The organism is Photobacterium angustum, assembly GCF_002954615.1.
Taxonomy (GTDB): domain Bacteria; phylum Pseudomonadota; class Gammaproteobacteria; order Enterobacterales; family Vibrionaceae; genus Photobacterium; species Photobacterium angustum_A.
Genome location: NZ_MSCJ01000001.1, coordinates 2,193,675 through 2,212,584 on the forward strand (window position 1 = coordinate 2,193,675; position 18,910 = coordinate 2,212,584).

18 protein-coding genes are annotated in these 18,910 nt (G+C 41.9%); 17 read left to right on the forward strand and 1 reads right to left on the reverse strand.

Features of this window, described 5'->3' with window-relative positions; all coding sequences use genetic code 11:
• Positions 1-30: 30 nt before the first annotated feature.
• The 5 genes from BTO08_RS09670 to BTO08_RS09690 all read left to right on the forward strand — a co-directional run bounded on the left by BTO08_RS09670 (position 31) and on the right by BTO08_RS09690 (position 4,995).
• A complete protein-coding gene (locus tag BTO08_RS09670; RefSeq protein ID WP_105060810.1) occupies positions 31-1,128 on the forward strand; it encodes a PhoH family protein in 1,098 nt (365 codons plus the stop codon).
• Positions 1,128-1,592 (forward strand): rRNA maturation RNase YbeY, encoded by a 465-nt coding sequence (ybeY, locus tag BTO08_RS09675; RefSeq protein WP_105060811.1) that lies wholly within the window; start codon positions 1,128-1,130, stop codon positions 1,590-1,592. The genes BTO08_RS09670 and ybeY overlap by 1 nt, the downstream gene beginning before the upstream one ends.
• 89 nt (positions 1,593-1,681) lie before the next feature.
• Positions 1,682-2,554 (forward strand): CNNM family magnesium/cobalt transport protein CorC, encoded by an 873-nt coding sequence (gene corC, locus BTO08_RS09680; RefSeq protein ID WP_005363367.1) that lies wholly within the window; start codon positions 1,682-1,684, stop codon positions 2,552-2,554.
• A 3-nt stretch (positions 2,555-2,557) separates the two neighbouring features.
• Positions 2,558-4,111 carry an apolipoprotein N-acyltransferase gene (gene lnt, locus BTO08_RS09685; protein ID WP_105060812.1) on the forward strand — a complete coding sequence of 518 codons (1,554 nt, stop codon included), beginning with the start codon at positions 2,558-2,560 and terminating at the stop codon, positions 4,109-4,111.
• A gap of 158 nt (positions 4,112-4,269) precedes the next feature.
• Complete coding sequence (locus BTO08_RS09690) at positions 4,270-4,995, forward strand: YSC84-related protein (protein ID WP_105060813.1); 726 nt, start codon at positions 4,270-4,272, stop codon at positions 4,993-4,995.
• Positions 4,996-5,084: 89 nt separating this feature from the next.
• Here BTO08_RS09690 and BTO08_RS09695 read toward each other — a convergent pair whose 3' ends face one another.
• The gene (locus tag BTO08_RS09695; protein ID WP_005363370.1) at positions 5,085-5,567 is read right to left on the reverse strand and encodes a zinc ribbon-containing protein; all 483 of its coding nucleotides are present in this window, start codon (positions 5,565-5,567) and stop codon (positions 5,085-5,087) included.
• Between the two features lie 171 nt (positions 5,568-5,738).
• Here BTO08_RS09695 and leuS point away from each other — a divergent pair, with 171 nt between their 5' ends.
• From leuS to lipA, 12 genes are all read left to right on the forward strand, one after another.
• Positions 5,739-8,312 (forward strand): leucine--tRNA ligase, encoded by a 2,574-nt coding sequence (gene leuS, locus BTO08_RS09700; protein WP_105060814.1) that lies wholly within the window; start codon positions 5,739-5,741, stop codon positions 8,310-8,312.
• A gap of 139 nt (positions 8,313-8,451) precedes the next feature.
• Entirely contained in the window at positions 8,452-9,123 is a 672-nt protein-coding gene (lptE, locus tag BTO08_RS09705; protein WP_105060815.1) for an LPS assembly lipoprotein LptE, read from the forward strand.
• A complete protein-coding gene (holA, locus tag BTO08_RS09710; RefSeq protein ID WP_105060816.1) occupies positions 9,120-10,145 on the forward strand; it encodes a DNA polymerase III subunit delta in 1,026 nt (341 codons plus the stop codon). Before lptE ends, holA begins: the two co-directional genes overlap by 4 nt.
• A 226-nt stretch (positions 10,146-10,371) precedes the next feature.
• The gene (rsfS, locus tag BTO08_RS09715) at positions 10,372-10,689 is read left to right on the forward strand and encodes a ribosome silencing factor (protein WP_005363382.1); all 318 of its coding nucleotides are present in this window, start codon (positions 10,372-10,374) and stop codon (positions 10,687-10,689) included.
• A 7-nt stretch (positions 10,690-10,696) separates the two neighbouring features.
• On the forward strand, positions 10,697-11,167 hold the full coding sequence (gene rlmH, locus BTO08_RS09720; protein ID WP_005363385.1) for a 23S rRNA (pseudouridine(1915)-N(3))-methyltransferase RlmH: 471 nt from the start codon (positions 10,697-10,699) through the stop codon (positions 11,165-11,167).
• Positions 11,168-11,173: 6 nt separating this feature from the next.
• The gene (gene mrdA / locus BTO08_RS09725; protein WP_105060817.1) at positions 11,174-13,135 is read left to right on the forward strand and encodes a penicillin-binding protein 2; all 1,962 of its coding nucleotides are present in this window, start codon (positions 11,174-11,176) and stop codon (positions 13,133-13,135) included.
• Positions 13,135-14,256, forward strand: coding sequence for a peptidoglycan glycosyltransferase MrdB (mrdB, locus tag BTO08_RS09730; protein ID WP_105060818.1), 1,122 nt, complete (start codon positions 13,135-13,137; stop codon positions 14,254-14,256). The genes mrdA and mrdB overlap by 1 nt, the downstream gene beginning before the upstream one ends.
• A complete protein-coding gene (locus tag BTO08_RS09735; protein WP_105060819.1) occupies positions 14,257-15,135 on the forward strand; it encodes a septal ring lytic transglycosylase RlpA family protein in 879 nt (292 codons plus the stop codon).
• 240 nt (positions 15,136-15,375) lie between these two features.
• Positions 15,376-16,551, forward strand: coding sequence for a serine hydrolase (locus tag BTO08_RS09740; protein WP_105060820.1), 1,176 nt, complete (start codon positions 15,376-15,378; stop codon positions 16,549-16,551).
• A gap of 213 nt (positions 16,552-16,764) precedes the next feature.
• Positions 16,765-17,040 (forward strand): DUF493 family protein YbeD, encoded by a 276-nt coding sequence (gene ybeD / locus BTO08_RS09745; RefSeq protein WP_105060821.1) that lies wholly within the window; start codon positions 16,765-16,767, stop codon positions 17,038-17,040.
• 187 nt (positions 17,041-17,227) lie between these two features.
• Positions 17,228-17,878 (forward strand): lipoyl(octanoyl) transferase LipB, encoded by a 651-nt coding sequence (gene lipB / locus BTO08_RS09750; RefSeq protein ID WP_005363398.1) that lies wholly within the window; start codon positions 17,228-17,230, stop codon positions 17,876-17,878.
• The gene (lipA, locus tag BTO08_RS09755; RefSeq protein WP_105060822.1) at positions 17,875-18,846 is read left to right on the forward strand and encodes a lipoyl synthase; all 972 of its coding nucleotides are present in this window, start codon (positions 17,875-17,877) and stop codon (positions 18,844-18,846) included. Before lipB ends, lipA begins: the two co-directional genes overlap by 4 nt.
• Positions 18,847-18,910 lie beyond the last annotated feature (64 nt).

An 18,910-nucleotide genomic window follows, 5' to 3' on the forward strand; every position in this document is an offset into this window, starting at 1 on the left:
CACTATGACGGCCTTAATGAGAGGCAAACCTTGAGCAAAATAATTACTGTAGAATTTCAACTTGAGCCTGCTGATAACCAACGCTTATCTAGTCTTTGTGGCCCTTTCGACGACAATATCAAACAATTAGAGCGCCGATTAGGTGTTGAAATTAATCACCGTAGCAATAACTTTAGCGTAGTTGGAAAAAACTATTCCGTAGACGCTGCAACAAATATCATCAAAGATCTCTACGTTGATACGGCGCCAGTTCGTAACGTGATTCCAGATATTGAACCGGACCAAATCCATCTTGCGATTAAAGAGTCTGGTGTATTAGAGCAAACAACTGAATCCTCGATCCCATACGGTAAAGAAATTCACATCAAGACCAAAAAAGGTGTGATTAAACCGCGTACCCCTAACCAAGCGCAATATATTGCTAATATGGTAACGCATGATATTACCTTTGGTATTGGTCCTGCTGGTACTGGTAAGACTTACCTTGCGGTTGCTGCTGCCGTTGATGCATTAGAGCGTCAAGAGATCCGTCGTATTCTATTAACACGTCCAGCAGTAGAAGCTGGGGAAAAGTTAGGTTTCCTTCCTGGCGATCTAAGCCAAAAAGTCGATCCTTACTTACGGCCTCTCTATGATGCGCTATTTGAAATGTTAGGTTTCGAGCGTGTTGAAAAATTAATTGAACGAAATGTGATTGAAGTTGCCCCATTAGCATATATGCGTGGACGTACCCTTAATGATGCATTTATTATCCTAGATGAAAGCCAGAACACCACGGTGGAACAGATGAAAATGTTCCTTACTCGTATTGGTTTTAATTCTCGTGCCGTTATCACAGGTGATGTGACACAAATTGACTTACCTCGTGGTGCACGTTCAGGTCTACGTCATGCTATTGAAGTATTATCTGAAGTTGATGAGATCAGCTTTAATTTCTTCTTAGCCGATGATGTCGTTCGACATCCAGTGGTAGCACGTATTGTTCAAGCTTACGAAGTATGGGAAAGCGAAGACCAAAAACAACGTAAGCTTGCAGAACAACGCCGCCGAGCAGAGCAGGAAGCAAAAGAAGCGGCATTAGTTGCCGTCGCTACTGCGGCAAAGATAGAGTCAGAAAAGAGTAATTAATGGCTATTTACCTCGATTTACAACACGCCACTGAGAATCTGGACGGATTACCGACAGAAGCGGAATTTCAGCAGTGGTTAAATGCAGCCGTTATCCCTTTTCAAGCTGATGCAGAAGTCACGATACGTTTAGTTGATGAGCAAGAGAGCCATGCACTAAATCTTGAGTACCGTGGCAAAGATCGCCCAACAAATGTGTTATCTTTCCCATTTGAAGCGCCTCCTGGCATGGAATTGGAACTACTTGGCGATTTAATTATTTGTCGTCAAGTTGTAGAAAAAGAAGCACTTGAACAAAACAAGCCCCTAAAAGCACACTGGGCACATATGGTTGTACATGGCAGTCTCCATCTGCTAGGTTATGATCATATTGAAGATGAAGAAGCTGAAGAAATGGAAAGTTTGGAAACAGAAATCATGCAAAACATGGGATTTGTTGACCCTTACATTTCAGAGAAGCAGTAATCATTTATATCGCGATTCATCACAAACGATGAATCGCATTTCCGTGGCATCGTCCACTTAGCTGACAAGCTATTTGCTGAAAGTAAATAATGAACGAAGATAACTCTCCAACATCTGAAGGTCCGAGTAGAAAGTCCTTCTTTGAACGTATTGGCCAACTATTTCAAGGTGATCCACAAAACCGTGAAGAATTGGTTGAAGTTTTTCGAGATTCAGAAGAAAACGATCTAATCGACCATGACACTCGCGATATGCTTGAGGGTGTAATGGAAATTTCTGAAATGCGTGTTCGTGACATCATGATCCCACGTTCGCAAATGATCACGATTGAACGTTCTCAGAAGTTAGAAGATCTGATTGATTTAATTGTTGAAGCCCAACACTCTCGTTACCCTGTTATCAGTGATGATAAAGACCACGTAGAAGGTATCTTACTAGCTAAAGATCTCCTGCGTTATCTGCTTCCTGATAGCGAGCCTTTTGATATGGATAAAGTGCTGCGTCCCGCCGTTGTGGTGCCGGAAAGTAAGCGCGTTGACCGACTATTAAAAGAGTTCCGTGAAGAGCGTTACCACATGGCTATTGTGGTTGATGAGTTTGGTGGTGTTTCTGGCGTTATCACCATTGAAGATATTCTTGAACAAATCGTTGGCGAAATTGAAGATGAATTCGACGACGAGGAAGAGCAAGATGTCCGTCAGTTAAGTAAACATACTTATGCGGTAAAAGCACTGACAACCATTGAAGATTTCAATGAACTATTCCAAACCTCATTCTGTGATGAAGAAGTCGATACTGTCGGCGGACTTGTGATGATGAACTTTGGTCACCTACCAACACGTGGTGAAGTTGTTGAAGTTAATGGTTACTCGTTTAAAGTGACTTCTGCCGATAACCGTCGTGTTATCCAGTTACAAGTAACGGTACCTGACGAAGCATTTCAACCGACTATTACTTCTTAAAGAATGACAAAAAAATCATTATTATCGTGGGGACAGCTGCTTGCAGCTGTGCCTGCGGGTGCAATTGCAACACTTTCTTTTGCACCTTATAACTACTGGCTTCTCGCGCCATTATCTCTCATCGCTTTTTTCTTTTTACTCCAACATAAAACAGCCAAACGTTCAGCCCTAATCGGTTTTCTTTACGGTTTAGGTATGTTTGGTACCGGCATCAGCTGGGTACATGTGAGTATAGATAACTTTGGTGGTATGCCAAAGATTGCAAGTGTCTTCTTAATGACACTGCTTATCAGCTACTTAGCGCTATATCCTGCGTTATATGGTTATCTCTACAATCGTTTTAATCGTACTCGTCCTTTCCACCAGCTACTGTTAACAGGCCCTGTGATCTGGTTAATTTTAGACTGGATCCGTGGTTGGCTATTTACCGGCTTCCCATGGTTATGGATGGGTTACAGCCAAATTGATACTCCTTTGGCCGCTATTGCGCCAATCTTCGGCGTTGAAGGTATTACCCTTGCCTTAGTGCTTATTTCTGGTGCCATTGTTGCTGCGATAACCTACCGTAATTGGAAACCATTACTGATCCCTATCGTCATTATTGGTTTGTCTTTATGGGCAGGAAAAGCACAATGGGTGAAACCTGATCATAAACACAGCGTGTCTGTCGCTTTAATTCAAGGAAATATTCCTCAAGACCAAAAATGGCTACCGAGCCAACGTTGGCCAACCTTGATGAAATATATGGATCTCACCCGTGAAAACTGGGGATCCGACCTTATTATTTGGCCTGAAGCTGCGATCCCTGCACTCGAAGCACATATTCCTGTTTTTTTACAAGGCTTAGATGATGCAGCCCGTGCCAATAACAGCACTGTGATCACCGGTATTCTTGATCAAAAACCTGATGGCCAGTTCTTCAATAACATCTTAACTCTCGGTGTGGATGCTGATGGTCCGTATAACTACGACACAGCAACACGATACAGTAAGCATCACTTACTCCCATTTGGTGAATTTGTGCCGTTTGGTAATTTATTGCGTCCTATTGCACCGTTGTTTAACTTGCCAATGTCATCATTTAGCCGTGGCGCTTATGTACAACCGAATATTCAAGCTCATGGTTATTCAATAGCACCAGCATTATGTTATGAAGTGGCATTTAGTGAGCAAATGCGTGAGAACATTACCAATCACACGGAAATGCTACTAACGCTTTCTAATGATGCATGGTTTGGTCACTCTATTGGTCCTTTCCAACATATGGAAATAGCCCAAATGCGCGCATTAGAATTGGGAAAACCACTCTTACGCGCAACCAATACAGGTATTACAGCAGTCGTTGATTATAAAGGTATGATCACTAAAAAATTACCTCAGTTTGTCACTGGAGTACTAAAAGCAACGGTGATCCCAACGATAGGTATGACGCCTTATACCACCCTTGGTAGTTGGCCTTTGTATTTCTATAGCTTTTGGGCTTTCGCGTTATCTTGGATTCTTATCCGCCGTCAACGTGGACATTTCCGTGACACAAGGCCATTAGAAACAGAATAAGATACTCAAAAAGGTGAAGCTTTAAACTTCACCTTTTTTTTCAGCTCATGGTATGTTGAGTTGAATAACAAAATAAATATCGACAGAACACTTAATAATGAGAACCTATGATTCGTAAGGCTTCCCTTGGTACTTACGCAACCAACAAGGATCGGATAATGAAAGCGATACATAAACTATTTGTAACCTTATGTACCTGTGCCATGATGCTGAGCTCAACGTCTGCGTTAGCACAAGATAGCGATACAAAAATCGCATTAGACACGTTTTACCAATCACCGCAAACACAACCTTTCTTTAAGTCAGCCTATGGCTATGCGGTTTTTCCATCTGTTGGTAAAGGTGGCTTCTGGGTTGGCGGTGCTTATGGGTCAGGGGTTGTTTTTAAAGCAAACCAAGCAACGGGCTTTGCAAAACTGTTTCAAGTTTCTATCGGCTTACAATTTGGTGGACAAGCTTACAGCGAGATTCTGTTTTTCCAAGACAAACGTGCCTATGACAATTTCATCAGCGGCAGTTTTGAATTAGATGCCCAAGCATCAGCAGTAGCCATAGATGAGGGCGCATCTGCAAAAGCGGGAACCGCTGGTGCGGGAGCTGGCTCTAATGGTAACTATGCAACAAAAAGTTACATCAATGGCGTAGCAATTTTCACTAAAACGAAAGGCGGCGCCATGGTTGAAGCATCACTGGCTGGACAAAAGTTCACTTTCGAGCCAATGACAGAAGCAACGCGTAAAGTAAAAGGCTACGATAACGTCGTTCCACAGGGGCTTCAACAGCCAGCAAAACAGACGCAGCAAAAACCCGCTGCAACGTTAACTCAACCCCAAAACGATTCTGCTGTCGTGGTTGATACTATCGAGCGCCCAGACGATTTTTAACGCCTAAGCATCACGACTGATTCTAAAATAAAAAAACGCAGCCTACTCGCTGCGTTTTTTATTTTTATATCAACACCAGATATCAAAGATTAAGGCTCTAAAGGCTGACGGTTAAACTCTTCGCAACCGCACTTAATGCATGGCTCAATACGTGTTACATGAGTGATTGTTTGTTGGTAACCACATTTTTCACAAACTAAGTGACCAAGTCCAACCAACTCACCTGCGCGATACACTCCTTTATGTTTAATATCATCCATCACTTCAATCCACTCCAATTGTGTTTTATCTGTGATCTCAGCAAGGTGTCGCCATACTGTTTCACTCACCAATCGGTAAAACGGACTTTCTTTGAACGGTTCTGGACTATTTTTCACTTCATCACTGAATGTTTTTAAATCACTTTTTAAGTACGCTTCAATCAGTGCAAGTTCATCTTTGGTCATATCGCTGGCGGCTTTACCATACAGTTCAGTCGTCTCAATAAACTTCTTAAGCTCTTGTGGGCTATTCTTTAATGTCTCTGTTACTTTTTCTAATAGCGCTTCGTAATGTGCTTTTTGCTGAGTCATGATGTTTCTCCTTAGCCTATATTGGCTAAAAGCGTGCTGAAATACCGCCAAATACAAGATTAAAGGTATCGAATTGCCTTCAGCTATTGTTGACACCTTTACCTTTGGTTATTCTATGTCGATTAATTTTAATGTGTTTATATTAAACTCACAAAATCCCGGATGTCATCGATGCAAGAACAATATCGTCCACAGGACATTGAACAGAAAGTTCAAGAACATTGGGACAACAAAAAAACGTTTGTTGTTAGTGAAGACCCTAATAAAGAAAAATTCTACTGTCTGTCCATGTTCCCGTACCCTAGTGGTCGACTGCACATGGGTCACGTGCGTAACTACACTATCGGTGATGTTATCTCTCGCTACCAGCGCTTACAAGGTAAAAATGTAATGCAGCCAATTGGCTGGGATGCATTTGGTTTACCAGCTGAAAATGCGGCAGTAAAAAATAAGACAGCGCCAGCGCCATGGACTTACGAAAACATTGAGTACATGAAAAACCAACTTAAGCTATTAGGCTTTGGTTATGATTGGAACCGTGAATTCGCAACGTGTACGCCAGAGTACTACCGTTGGGAGCAAGAATTCTTCACTAAGCTTTACAATAAAGGTCTAGTTTACAAGAAGACTTCATCTGTTAACTGGTGTCCTAACGACCAAACTGTACTTGCTAACGAGCAGGTGGAAGATGGTTGTTGTTGGCGTTGTGACACACCTGTTGAGCAAAAAGAGATCCCACAATGGTTCATTAAGATCACAGAGTACGCGCAAGAGCTACTTGACGATCTTGACAACCTTGATGGCTGGCCTGAAATGGTTAAAACCATGCAGCGCAACTGGATCGGTCGCTCTGAAGGTGTTGAACTAACATTTAACGTTAAAGGTCAAGACGATCTAGAAGTTTATACTACCCGTCCTGATACACTTATGGGTGTTACATTTGTCAGCATTGCTGCAGGCCACCCTCTTGCTGCAAAAGCGGCTGAAAATAACCCTGAACTTGCAGATTTCATTCACGAATGCCGAAATAACAAAGTTGCAGAAGCCGATCTTGCAACGATGGAAAAGAAAGGCATGGATACAGGCTTAACAGCTATCCACCCACTAGATGGTCGTGAAGTACCAGTTTACGTTGCAAACTTTGTACTTATGGATTACGGCACAGGTGCGGTAATGGCAGTACCTGCGCATGATCAGCGTGACTTTGAATTTGCAACAAAATACAACATCGACATCATGGCGGTTATCAAGCCTGAAGATGGTAGCGATGCTGACATTTCTGAAGCGGCATACACAGAAAAAGGTGTACTGTTTAATTCAGGTGAATTCGATGGCCTTAACTTCCAACAAGCGTTCGATGCAATTGCAACGAAGCTTGAAGCTGAAGGCAAAGGCAAAAAGACCGTTAACTTCCGTCTACGTGACTGGGGTGTTTCTCGTCAACGTTACTGGGGTGCACCAATCCCAATGGTAACAACTGAAGATGGCGAAGTTCACCCAGTACCAGCAGATCAACTACCAGTGATCTTGCCTGAAGATGTGGTAATGGATGGCGTAACTAGTCCAATCAAAGCAGATAAAGAGTGGGCAAAAACTACCTTTAACGGCGAACCAGCACTTCGTGAAACAGATACATTCGATACCTTCATGGAATCGTCTTGGTACTACGCGCGTTACTGTTCACCACAAGCTGACGATATTCTAGATCCTGAAAAAGCGAACTACTGGCTACCTGTTGACCAATACATCGGTGGTATTGAACACGCATGTATGCACCTACTGTACTCTCGCTTCTTCCACAAATTACTACGTGACGCAGGATACGTAACATCTGACGAACCATTCAAGCAACTACTATGTCAAGGCATGGTACTGGCTGACGCATTCTTCTATACCACAGAGAAAGGCGGTAAAGAGTGGGTTGCACCAACAGATGTAACTGTTGAACGTGACGGTAAAGGTCGCATCACGTCTGCTGTTGACTCTCAAGGTCACAACGTTGAACACTCAGGCATGATCAAAATGTCTAAGTCTAAAAACAACGGTATCGACCCTCAAGAAATGGTAGATAAGTACGGTGCTGATACCGTTCGTCTATTCATGATGTTTGCATCACCTGCTGACATGACACTTGAATGGCAAGAATCTGGCGTTGAAGGTGCTAACCGTTTCCTTAAGCGTGTTTGGAAACTCGTTCGTGAACATACAGCGAAAGGCGTAGCTGAAGCTGTTGATGTATCGGCATTAACTGGCGATCAAAAAGCACTTCGTCGTGATATTCACAAAACAATTGCAAAAGTAAGTGATGATATTGGTCGTCGCCAAACATTCAACACTGCAATTGCTGCTATCATGGAGCTGATGAATAAGCTGGCTAAAGCCTCTCAAGAATCAGTTCAAGATCGTGCAATTCTTGATGAAGCACTAAAAGCAATTGTTACTATGCTTTACCCTATCACTCCACATATCTGTTTCGAAATGTGGGCAGCACTGGGCGAAACTGATATTGATAATGCACAATGGCCACAAGCTGACGAAAAAGCATTAGTTGAAGATGAGAAACTGATCATTGTTCAAGTTAACGGTAAGCTTCGTGCTAAGTTGACAGTTGCAGCAGATGCAACAAAAGAACAAGTTGAGGAACTTGGTCTAAACGATGAGAACGTCACTAAGTTCACTGATGGTTTAACGATCCGTAAAGTCATTTACGTACCGGGTAAACTGCTAAACATTGTTGCTAGCTAATTAGGTTATTTTTCTCTGTTAGTGCATCTAGCAGAGCAAGTAACCTTAAGATCCCCGCTTCTGCGGGGATCTTTATAATAACAGTTCGATTTTATTTTGCGCCTAGCGCACCTTCTTTTACTTCAAGGAGCTGACTTTCGTGAAAAGTTTTTTCTCGGCCAACAGCCTAACTCGACTACTTATCATTACTCTTCTCGCGCTAACAACTGCTTCTTGTGGCTTCCATCTTCGCGGTAATTACATGCTTCCTGACGGTATCGCTAAACTATCATTAACCAGTTTTGACCCTTATGGTCAGCTAACCCGTATGGTTAGATACCAATTTAAACTCCATGGTATTAGCGAAGTTGCACCTGCGAAAAATGTACCTAATCTAAACATTAACAGTGAGTCTCAAGGTGAGCGCACTTTATCGATTTATCAAAATAACGGTAAAGCGGAATACGATTTAACCTTAACAGTTAATTACTCAGTCACTATTCCTAATCAAGGTCAGCAAACGTATACCACCAAAGTGACTCGTACGTTCCTTGATAACCCATTAACAGCATTAGCAAAATCTGTTGAGCAAGATGAACTAGTTAACGTTATGCGTGAACAAGCCGCACAGCAAATCATGCGTAAATTAGCGCGTCTAACCGCCGTATTTAATAAGATTGAAGAAGATAAATTAGACTCTCAATTAAAAGAAATTCTTAACGAAGAAGATAAAAAAGAATCTTCAGATGAGACAGGTAAAACGATTATTACAACGTTACCTGCTAAGCAGTCAAATACAGTTATTGAGCATGATAGTCATAACGCACAATGAGAGTTTATCCTGAACAACTGACGCAGCAACTCAATAAGGGCCTGCGTCAGGCTTACCTCTTATTTGGTAATGAGCCACTACTTAAACAAGAATGTGGTGACAATATTAAGCAACTTGCTCAACAGCAAGGCTTTCTTGAGCGCCACCGTTTTACCATTGATAACCAGTTAGATTGGAATCAAGTTCTCGATTGCTGCCAAGCGATGAGCTTATTCTCTGCCCAGCAAATCATTGAATTAGAATTTCCTGAAATAGGGCTTAATGCAAATCAAGCAAAAGCCTTGTTAGAAGTTGTTGCGCACTTAAATCCTGACATTCTTTTATTACTGACGGGCCCTTATTTAAATAAGAAACAAGAAGCAACAAAGTGGTTTAAAGCACTCGATGGCTTAGGCTTATATGTGCCATGTAATACCCCTGACGCTAAACAAATGCCACGCTTTATTCAAACCCGCTGTCGAATGCTCGGTTTAAAGCCAGATCATGAATCGGTACAGATGCTAGCACAATGGCATGAAGGCAATTTACTGGCGTTAGCACAAAGCTTACATAAGCTGGTTTTACTTTATCCCGATGGTGAGTTAACCATTATTCGCCTACAAGAAGCATTAAGTCGTCATAATCACTATACCCCTTTCCAATTGGTTGATGCAGTATTAGCAGGGCAGGCAAAACGTAGCCAACGCGTGCTTCGTCAATTGCAAGGAGAAGGAATTGAAGCCACGATCTTATTACGTACGTTGCAACGAGAGTTAACACAGCTCTATAAGATGCAAGAGATGGGGAAAAAAGGCACACCACTTAATATCATTTTTGAGCAATTTAGAGTGTGGCAAAACCGCCGTGAAATTTATGTTGGTGCACTTCATCGCTTACCGTTATCGCGTTTGGTAAAGATCATTCGTCAATTAACTCAACTTGAAATACAAGTGAAAACTGATTACAACACCACACCATGGCCAGCCCTTAGCGCCCTGTGTGCTGAAATCTGCGGCTTAGAAACTCACTTACAACACGCATAATTTTATATAAATACGGTCTTCAGTCATTGTTGACCGTTTTTTTTATAAAACTTACCTTAAGCGGTCGAAAAATCACCGTCTGAACCATGTCCTTTTATCGCTGTCAGATAAGAGCGTGGTATACTTCCGATCTTATTACGGTCGCAACCTTTTTACCTATCCTATCCAGTAGTAAAATAGATCATAACGACTATACATTTATTAAACGCTTATTGAGGGAATCCCTTTGCAAGTTCAAGAACTACACGATTTCATTGTTGACAAAATTGACGACATTAAAGCACAAGACATCGTAACAATTGATGTTCGTGGTAAATCAAGCATCACAGACGTAATGGTTATCTGTACTGGTACTTCAAACCGTCACGTGAGCTCTATTGCTGATCACGTAAACAAAGAATCAAAGTTAATTGACTTCCCTCCATTCGGTATTAGTGGCGAAGAAGAAGGTCAATGGGTGATTGTTGATATGGGCAACGTAATGCTACATATCATGCAAGAAGATGCTCGCCAAGTATACCAACTGGAGAAGCTTTGGAGCTAAGTGAGTCATGAAGCTTCAATTAATTGCTGTTGGCACAAAAATGCCTAAGTGGGTTGAGGAAGGCTATAAAGAATATAGCCGTCGTTTCCCTAAAGATATGCCTCTGGAATTGATTGAGATCCCAGCGGGTAAGCGCGGAAAAAATGCAGACATTGCTCGTATCCTTCAAAAGGAAGGTGAAGCGATGTTAGCTGCCGTTGCTAAGGGTAACCGAATTGTTACTCTAGATATTCCTGGCAAACGCTGGGATACCGAGCAACTAGCAGGTCAGCTAGAAGTTTGGAAACTTGATGGTCGCGACGTCTCAATTTTAATTGGCGGACCTGAAGGCCTTTCACCAGCTTGTAAAGCAGCAGCAGAGCAAAGCTGGTCACTATCACCATTAACACTTCCGCATCCGTTAGTGCGTGTTGTTATGGCAGAAAGTTTATACCGTGCATGGAGCATCACGGCTAACCATCCGTACCACAGGGAATAACCATCGATGAGACAAAAGCGAACCCAGATCCGCGACCATCGCGCTGAGTCGGCGCTGTTTTTCCGCCGAGCTCTTGTCTCATTTATTGGAATTATCATTCTGGTCAGTGTCTTATTGTTCAATCTCTTTAATATTCAGGTTGAACAACACCAAGACTATAAGACCCGCTCTAATGACAATCGAATCAAAATTGTTCCTGTCGCACCTAATCGCGGTCTTATTTATGACCGCAATGGTGTGCTTCTGGCTGAAAATCGACCGATCTATAACCTTGAAGTCACTATAGAGAAAGTACCAGACATGGAACAAACCTATGCGGATTTAAAATCAGTATTAGGTCTAACCGATGAAAACATTGAGCAATTTAAAAAAGAGCGTCGCCGTACTCGCCGTTTTAAATCAGTGCCGATCCTTGAGGGATTAAACGAACAGCAAGTTGCTTTGTTTGCAGTCAACCAACATAAATTCCCAGGCGTTGAAGTTAAAGCCTATTTAAAACGTTACTATCCATATGGTGATTCGCTCACGCACGTCTTAGGTTATGTCGCGAAAATTAACGATCGTGACCTTAAAAAACTAGATAAAGCGGAAAAACTCAGTAACTACAAAGCAACTCGAGATATCGGTAAATTGGGTATCGAACGCTACTACGAAGATCTATTACATGGTACTTCAGGCTATCAAGAAGTCGAAGTTAACAGCCGTGGGCGTATTATTCGTACCCTTAAGTACGTGCCCCCTATTCCAGGCAAAGATATTTCGTTAAATATTGATATTCAGCTTCAGCTTTATGTACAAAATCTGCTGACTGAACGTAAGATCGATCCTGAAACAGGTGAAGAGATCATTAAGCACAAGCGTGGCTCTGTCGTAGTGTTAGATCCAAAAGACGATGCTATTCTCGCCATGGTTTCTAGCCCAAGTTACGATCCCAATTTATTTGTTCGTGGTATTTCCAGTAAAAAATATCGCGAATTATTAAATAACCCTGATCGCCCTTTAGTTAACCGTGTCACGCTTGGTATTTATCCACCAGCATCGACGGTAAAACCGTTAATTGCAGTCGCTGCATTAACTGAAGGTGTGATCACACCAAAAACTACCCGTAACGATCCCGGTTGGTGGCAGATCCCTAACACGACTAGCCGTAAATTCCGTGATTGGCTACGTTGGGGACATGGTCGCGTTAACATTTATAAAGCGATTGAAGAGTCAGTAGATACTTACTTTTACCAAGTCGCCTACGATATGGGTATTGATAGACTTTCAACCTGGATGAATAAATTTGGTTATGGCGTCTATACCGGTATCGATATTCACGAAGAAAGTAAAGCCAATATGCCAACACGTGAATGGAAACAAGCTCGTCATAAACGTCCTTGGTATCAAGGTGATACCATTCCTGTCGGAATTGGACAAGGCTATTGGACAGCAACACCATTACAGATAGCAAAAGCGACATCAGTGTTGGTTAATAATGGTGTGGTTCATCGCCCTCATCTTCTAAAAGATGTTATTGACGAAGAAACTGTTAAACCTGCTGAATTTAAAGATTTTCCACCGATAACAGGTGTAACACCTGAAACATGGGAAATTGCTCGTGAAGGTATGCATCGCGTACTTTATGGCAATCGTGGTACAGCACGTAAAGCATTTTATGATACGCCATATGAAGCAGGCGGAAAGTCAGGCTCAGCACAGGTATTCGGTTTAGCTGAAAACCAAAAATATAATGCTGATGAACTCGAAGAGCGTCTACGTGACCATGCTTTATTTACTGCATTTGCGCCATTTGAAAAACCTGAAGTGGTCGTTGCAATGGTATTAGAAAATGCCGGTGGTGGCTCTAGCAATGGTGGGCCAATTGCACGTCAAATTTTTGATCACATGTTAATTAAACCAACCGCTGACAGCGCTCTTAAATCAAAGCCTGAACTCACTGCGACACAACCAACAGAGGTACAATAATGAGTATTATGGCGGCAACCGGTACCAAGCGAACATTAACTGATCGCTTACATATCGATATGCCACTATTACTAGGGATCCTTGCCTTAATGGGATTTGCCCTTATCATCATGTGGAGCGCAAGCGGACAAAACATTGCCATGATGGAACGTCAGGCTATGCGCATGCTGATGTCACTAGGGATCATGGTTTTACTCGCACAAATTGCACCACGCCATTACGAAGCATGGGCTCCTTACTTATTTGGTATCGGCTTACTGCTGTTATTTAGTGTATTGGCTTTTGGTGAAGTCTCTAAAGGTGCACAACGTTGGTTGAATTTAGGCTTTGTTCGCTTTCAACCTTCTGAATTACTCAAACTGGCGGTACCACTTATGGTGGCGCGTTTTATTGGTAATCGTCCCTTACCACCATCGATGCGTAATATCTTTGTTGCCCTAGTATTAATCTTCACACCAACCATCTTAATTGCTAAACAACCCGATCTAGGAACCTCAATTTTGGTTGCGGCATCAGGTATCTTTGTTCTGTTTCTGTCAGGAATGAGCTGGAGACTGATTATCGGGGCGTTAGTATTACTCGGTGCGTTTATTCCTGTGTTATGGTTCTTCCTTATGCACGACTACCAGCGAACACGAGTCTTGACGTTGTTTAATCCAGAGTCTGATCCGCTCGGGGCGGGATATCATATTATCCAATCAAAAATCGCGATTGGCTCTGGAGGCATAAGCGGCAAGGGATGGCTCCATGGTACCCAATCGCAGCTTGAATTTGTTCCAGAGCGACATACTGACTTCATTTTTGCTGTTATTGCAGAAGAATGGGGGTTAACCGGTGTCATTGGTTTACTAACAATGTACCTGTTTATATTAGGACGAGGTTTATGGTTAGCCAGCCAAGCGCAAACAGCATTTGGTCGTATGATGGCTGGTAGTATTGTATTAAGTTTCTTTGTTTATGTTTTTGTAAATATCGGCATGGTAAGTGGCATTCTGCCTGTGGTAGGTGTTCCACTTCCTTTGGTGAGTTACGGCGGTACATCCATGATGACCCTACTAGCTGGCTTCGGTATTTTGATGTCTATCCACACTCACAGAAAAATGTTGTCTAAGGCGACCTAAATGCGTTCACTTTTTTTATTGTTCTTTGTTCTACTTGCAGGATGTAGCTCCGCGCCAGATAAACCTCAACAGGCAGAGACAAAAGCAGATCAAGCCACACCGGGCTTACTGTTTAAACCTAATACTCCAACTAATGATGATCCCAACGCGGGTCGTTATTCATTAAAAGATGACCGTGCACCAAAGGTTGTACCTGATTTTAGTAAAGTACCCCCCGTTGTACCGCATTATGAACCTTATAGTCGTGGTGGTAATAAAGACTACACATTACGTGGTAAACGCTACCACATAATAAAAGATACTAAAGGTTACACAGAGACAGGCTACGCTTCTTGGTACGGTGAAAAGTTCCACGGACACAAAACCTCTAATGGTGAAACATACAATATGTTTGCTATGACTGCGGCACATAAAACCTTACCGCTTCCGAGTTTTGTTCGCGTAACCAATACCCTAAATGGTAAATCAACCATCGTTCGAGTAAATGACCGCGGCCCATTCCATGATGGTCGAATTATCGATTTAAGTATGGCTGCAGCCGCAAAAATTGGGGTTATTAGTCTAGGCACAGCCCCTGTTAAGATAGAAGTGATAAATATACCTAAGCCGACAAATAAAAGTACGATGAAGAACTCTCCTATTCCTCATCATTATTTTGTCCAATTAGCTGCGGTAAATAGCTTAGCAAAAGCCGAAGAGATGAAAAAAGAGCTAAAGCGTAGCTTCAATACCGATATTGATATTCAAAAAGTGGATAGTCGCGCTGTATATCGTGTCCGCTTAGGTCCTTATATGGATCATCGAGATGCTGAAATACAACTGAGCAAAGTTAAATCTCATCACTATCCAAAAGCATTTATAACCACTGTTAATAGATAATGGGAACCTAATCGACATTTAGGACTCATAACATCGGCTTGTATGTTTATTCGTTTAACGTAATGAACATACAAGCTTTATTTTGTTCACAACAGTGAGGTAATAACCAATCTTTGCGTACATTACGTCCGCTTAATGTCAATAATTGGGATTCTTCCCCCCATTCAACTGATAGGTAAGGTGTTATCTGCTATAGTGAGCGTCATTTCTTGTCTTAGATAAACTAAAGTTATAATAATCATGAAGAAAACAGCTGCGCTTTTCCGTTCTGTCGCCATTTCAGCCACTTTGCTGGCTTCAGCTACTGTTGCTGCATCACCAGCAGTCGTACCTGAAGCTCCACAAATCGCGGCAAAAGGCTATATCCTCGTCGACTATAACTCAGGTAAAATCCTTGCGGGTCATAATGAATACGAAAAATTAGCACCTGCTAGTTTGACAAAAATGATGACCAGTTACGTTATCGGTCAAGAAATTAAAAACGGTAACATCTCACCAGATGACACTGTTGTTATCAGTAAAAATGCATGGGCGAAAAATTTCCCAGGCTCATCTAAAATGTTCCTTGAAGTTGGAAAAAGCGTAAAAGTTTCTGACTTAAACCGCGGTATTATCGTAGATTCAGGTAACGATGCCTGTGTTGCAATGGCAGAGCACGTTGCCGGCTCTCAAGAATCTTTTGTTGATTTAATGAATGGCTGGGCTAAAAACCTTGGTATGAAATCAACACACTTTGCTAATGTTCACGGTCTAGATCGCCCCGATCTATACACAACACCTTACGATCTTTCAATTCTAGCACGCTCACTCATTCATGATTTGCCTAATGAATTTAAGATCTACGCTGAAAAATCATTCACTTACAACGGTATTACCCAATACAACCGTAACGGTCTACTTTGGGATAAGAGCATGCACGTTGATGGTCTAAAAACAGGTCATACAGATAACGCAGGTTACAGCCTTGTAAGTACTGCTACTGAAGGTAACATGCGTCTTATCTCAGTTGTAATGGGTACTGCAAGTAAAAATGCTCGCCTTGCTGAAAGTAAGAAGCTGCTTAATTTTGGTTTCCGTTTCTACGAAACACTTTCACCAAACAAAAAAGATCAAACCATTGAAACTGAAAAAGTGTGGATGGGTGATACTGATACAGTAAACCTAGGTGTTGCTGAAAACACTTACGTAACATTGCCTCGTAGCCAAGCTAAAGATTTGAAAGCTAGCTTTGTGCTAACTAAAGAGCTAAAAGCACCAATTACCAAAGGTGAAGTTGTTGGTCAATTGACTTACCGTGTTGGTGATCAAGACGTTGCAGAATACCCTCTTGTGGCATTAAACGATGTTAAAGAAGGCAGCCTATTTAGCCGTATGGTTGACTACGTAATGATGCTAGTACAAAGTTGGTTTAAGTAATTTAAACCATCGACTTCATCGACGACTAAGAGGCAGCTTCGGTTGCCTCTTTGTTTTCATTACTGAATACAAACATTACCTCCTATATTCTCTATCGTCTTCATCCTCCCCTTGTTTTACATTCACTGACACATTAAGATGCCTGCATTACACTACTATTAGCCATAATAGTAATGATGAAAGACACATTGAAAGCGAACTTTGGAGTTCTATATGCAAGAACAAGAGCAACCAAAACTAAAAGATCTACTGGAATTCCCTTGTATCTTTACTTTTAAAGTAATGGGCGAAAACAAACCAGAATTGCCAGATCGTGTGGTTGAAGTTATTCAGAGTATTATCCCTGGGGATTACACTCCAACAACAAAACCAAGTAGCAAAGGAACATACACTGCAGTTTCTGTTGCTGTAAACGCGACCAATGTTGAACAAATTGAAACCTTATACAAAGAGTTAGGTTCAATTGATATTGTTCGCGTAGTGTTATAAGCACTATTTTTCAGGCGGTTATCAATACCGCCTGTCTTCTTATTCTCTTTACGTTTCTTATAATCCTCATTTATTATCCATAACTCCTTCATCAGTCGTTAACATTACATCCGCAACAAGTTTAGGTATAATGCCCTGACCTAGCCTTCTTTATGATTGGCATCTTAATTATTATCTGGGTAGTACATTGCAAACAGCTCTTATTATTAAAAACCTTGGCCGTTGCGATTACCAAGCGACGTACGATGCCATGCATGACTTCACCAATAATCGAACTGAAGACTCGGCAGATGAAATCTGGCTAGTTGAACATTCACCTGTTTTCACTCAAGGACAGGCAGGCAAAGTCGAACACTTGCTCAACACAGGCGATATCCCTGTTGTTCAAAGTGATCGTGGTGGTCAAGTAACCTATCATGGTCCCGGACAACAAGTGGCTTATATCTTGATCGATTTACGCCGGAAAAAATTAGGTGTACGTGAATTAGTTACGCACATCGAAAATACAGTAATCAATACTTTATCCCACTTTGGGATTAGCTCTAACGCTCGCCCTGATGCACCTGGTGTGTATGTTAATAATCAAAAAATATGCTCATTAGGATTACGGATCAGACGTGGGTGCTCTTTTCACGGTCTGGCACTCAATATAAATATGGATCTGGCGCCTTTTCTTCGTATAAACCCTTGCGGTTATGCTGGAATGGAAATGACACAAACTGCGTCATTAAATGGCCCAACTGAACTGACGGAAGTTCAGCCTGTACTCGTTGAAGAATTAACTAAATTACTCGATTATCCGAAAATCGAGTGGATGACGGAAAGCAATCAACCATGAGTAAACCAATTAAAATTGAACAAGGCGTCAAATATCGCGATGCCGATAAAATGGCATTGATCCCAGTTCGTAATGTTGCGAATGAAGAAGCGCCAAAAGAAGTATTACGTAAACCTGAGTGGATGAAAATCAAGCTACCGTCTGATAGTAAGCGTATTCAGGAAATCAAATCTGCCCTACGTAAAAACAAACTTCACTCAGTCTGTGAAGAGGCTTCTTGCCCGAATTTAGCCGAATGTTTTAACCACGGTACAGCTACCTTTATGATATTAGGTGCTATTTGTACCCGTCGTTGCCCATTCTGCGACGTTGCTCATGGTCGTCCTCTACCACCGAATGCAGAAGAGCCTGCGCATTTAGCACAGACAATCGCAGATATGAAGCTACGTTATGTAGTTGTCACTTCTGTTGACCGTGACGATCTGCGTGATGGTGGCGCACAACATTTCGTTGACTGTATTACTGAGATTAGAGCCAAAAACCCAAGCATTCATATTGAAACATTAGTGCCTGATTTCCGTGGCCGTATGGAGCGCGCACTAGAGATCTTCCGTGATACCGCACCTAATGTTTTTAACCACAACTTAGAAACGGCACCACGCCTGTACCGTAAGGCGCGCCCTGGTGCTAACTACCAGTGGTCATTGGATTTATTGAAAAAATTCAAAGAGCTTCATCCTGATGTACCGACTAAATCGGGTGTAATGATGGGCTTAGGTGAAACCAAAGAAGAAATAATTCAAGTATTAAAAGATCTTCGTGCTCATGGCGTTACCATGCTGACACTGGGGCAATATTTAGCACCAAGCCGTCACCACTTACCGGTTGAGCGTTATGTACCGCCAGAAGAGTTTGATGAACTTAAAGAAATCGCTCTCGATCTTGGCTTTACGCACGCAGCATGTGGACCATTTGTACGATCGTCGTACCACGCCGATCTACAAGCACAAGGTGTAGAGATTAAATAATATCTCAACATACTATGGCGTAAGCTAAAAATTAAATATAAAAAAACCGCTTTAAATAAAGCGG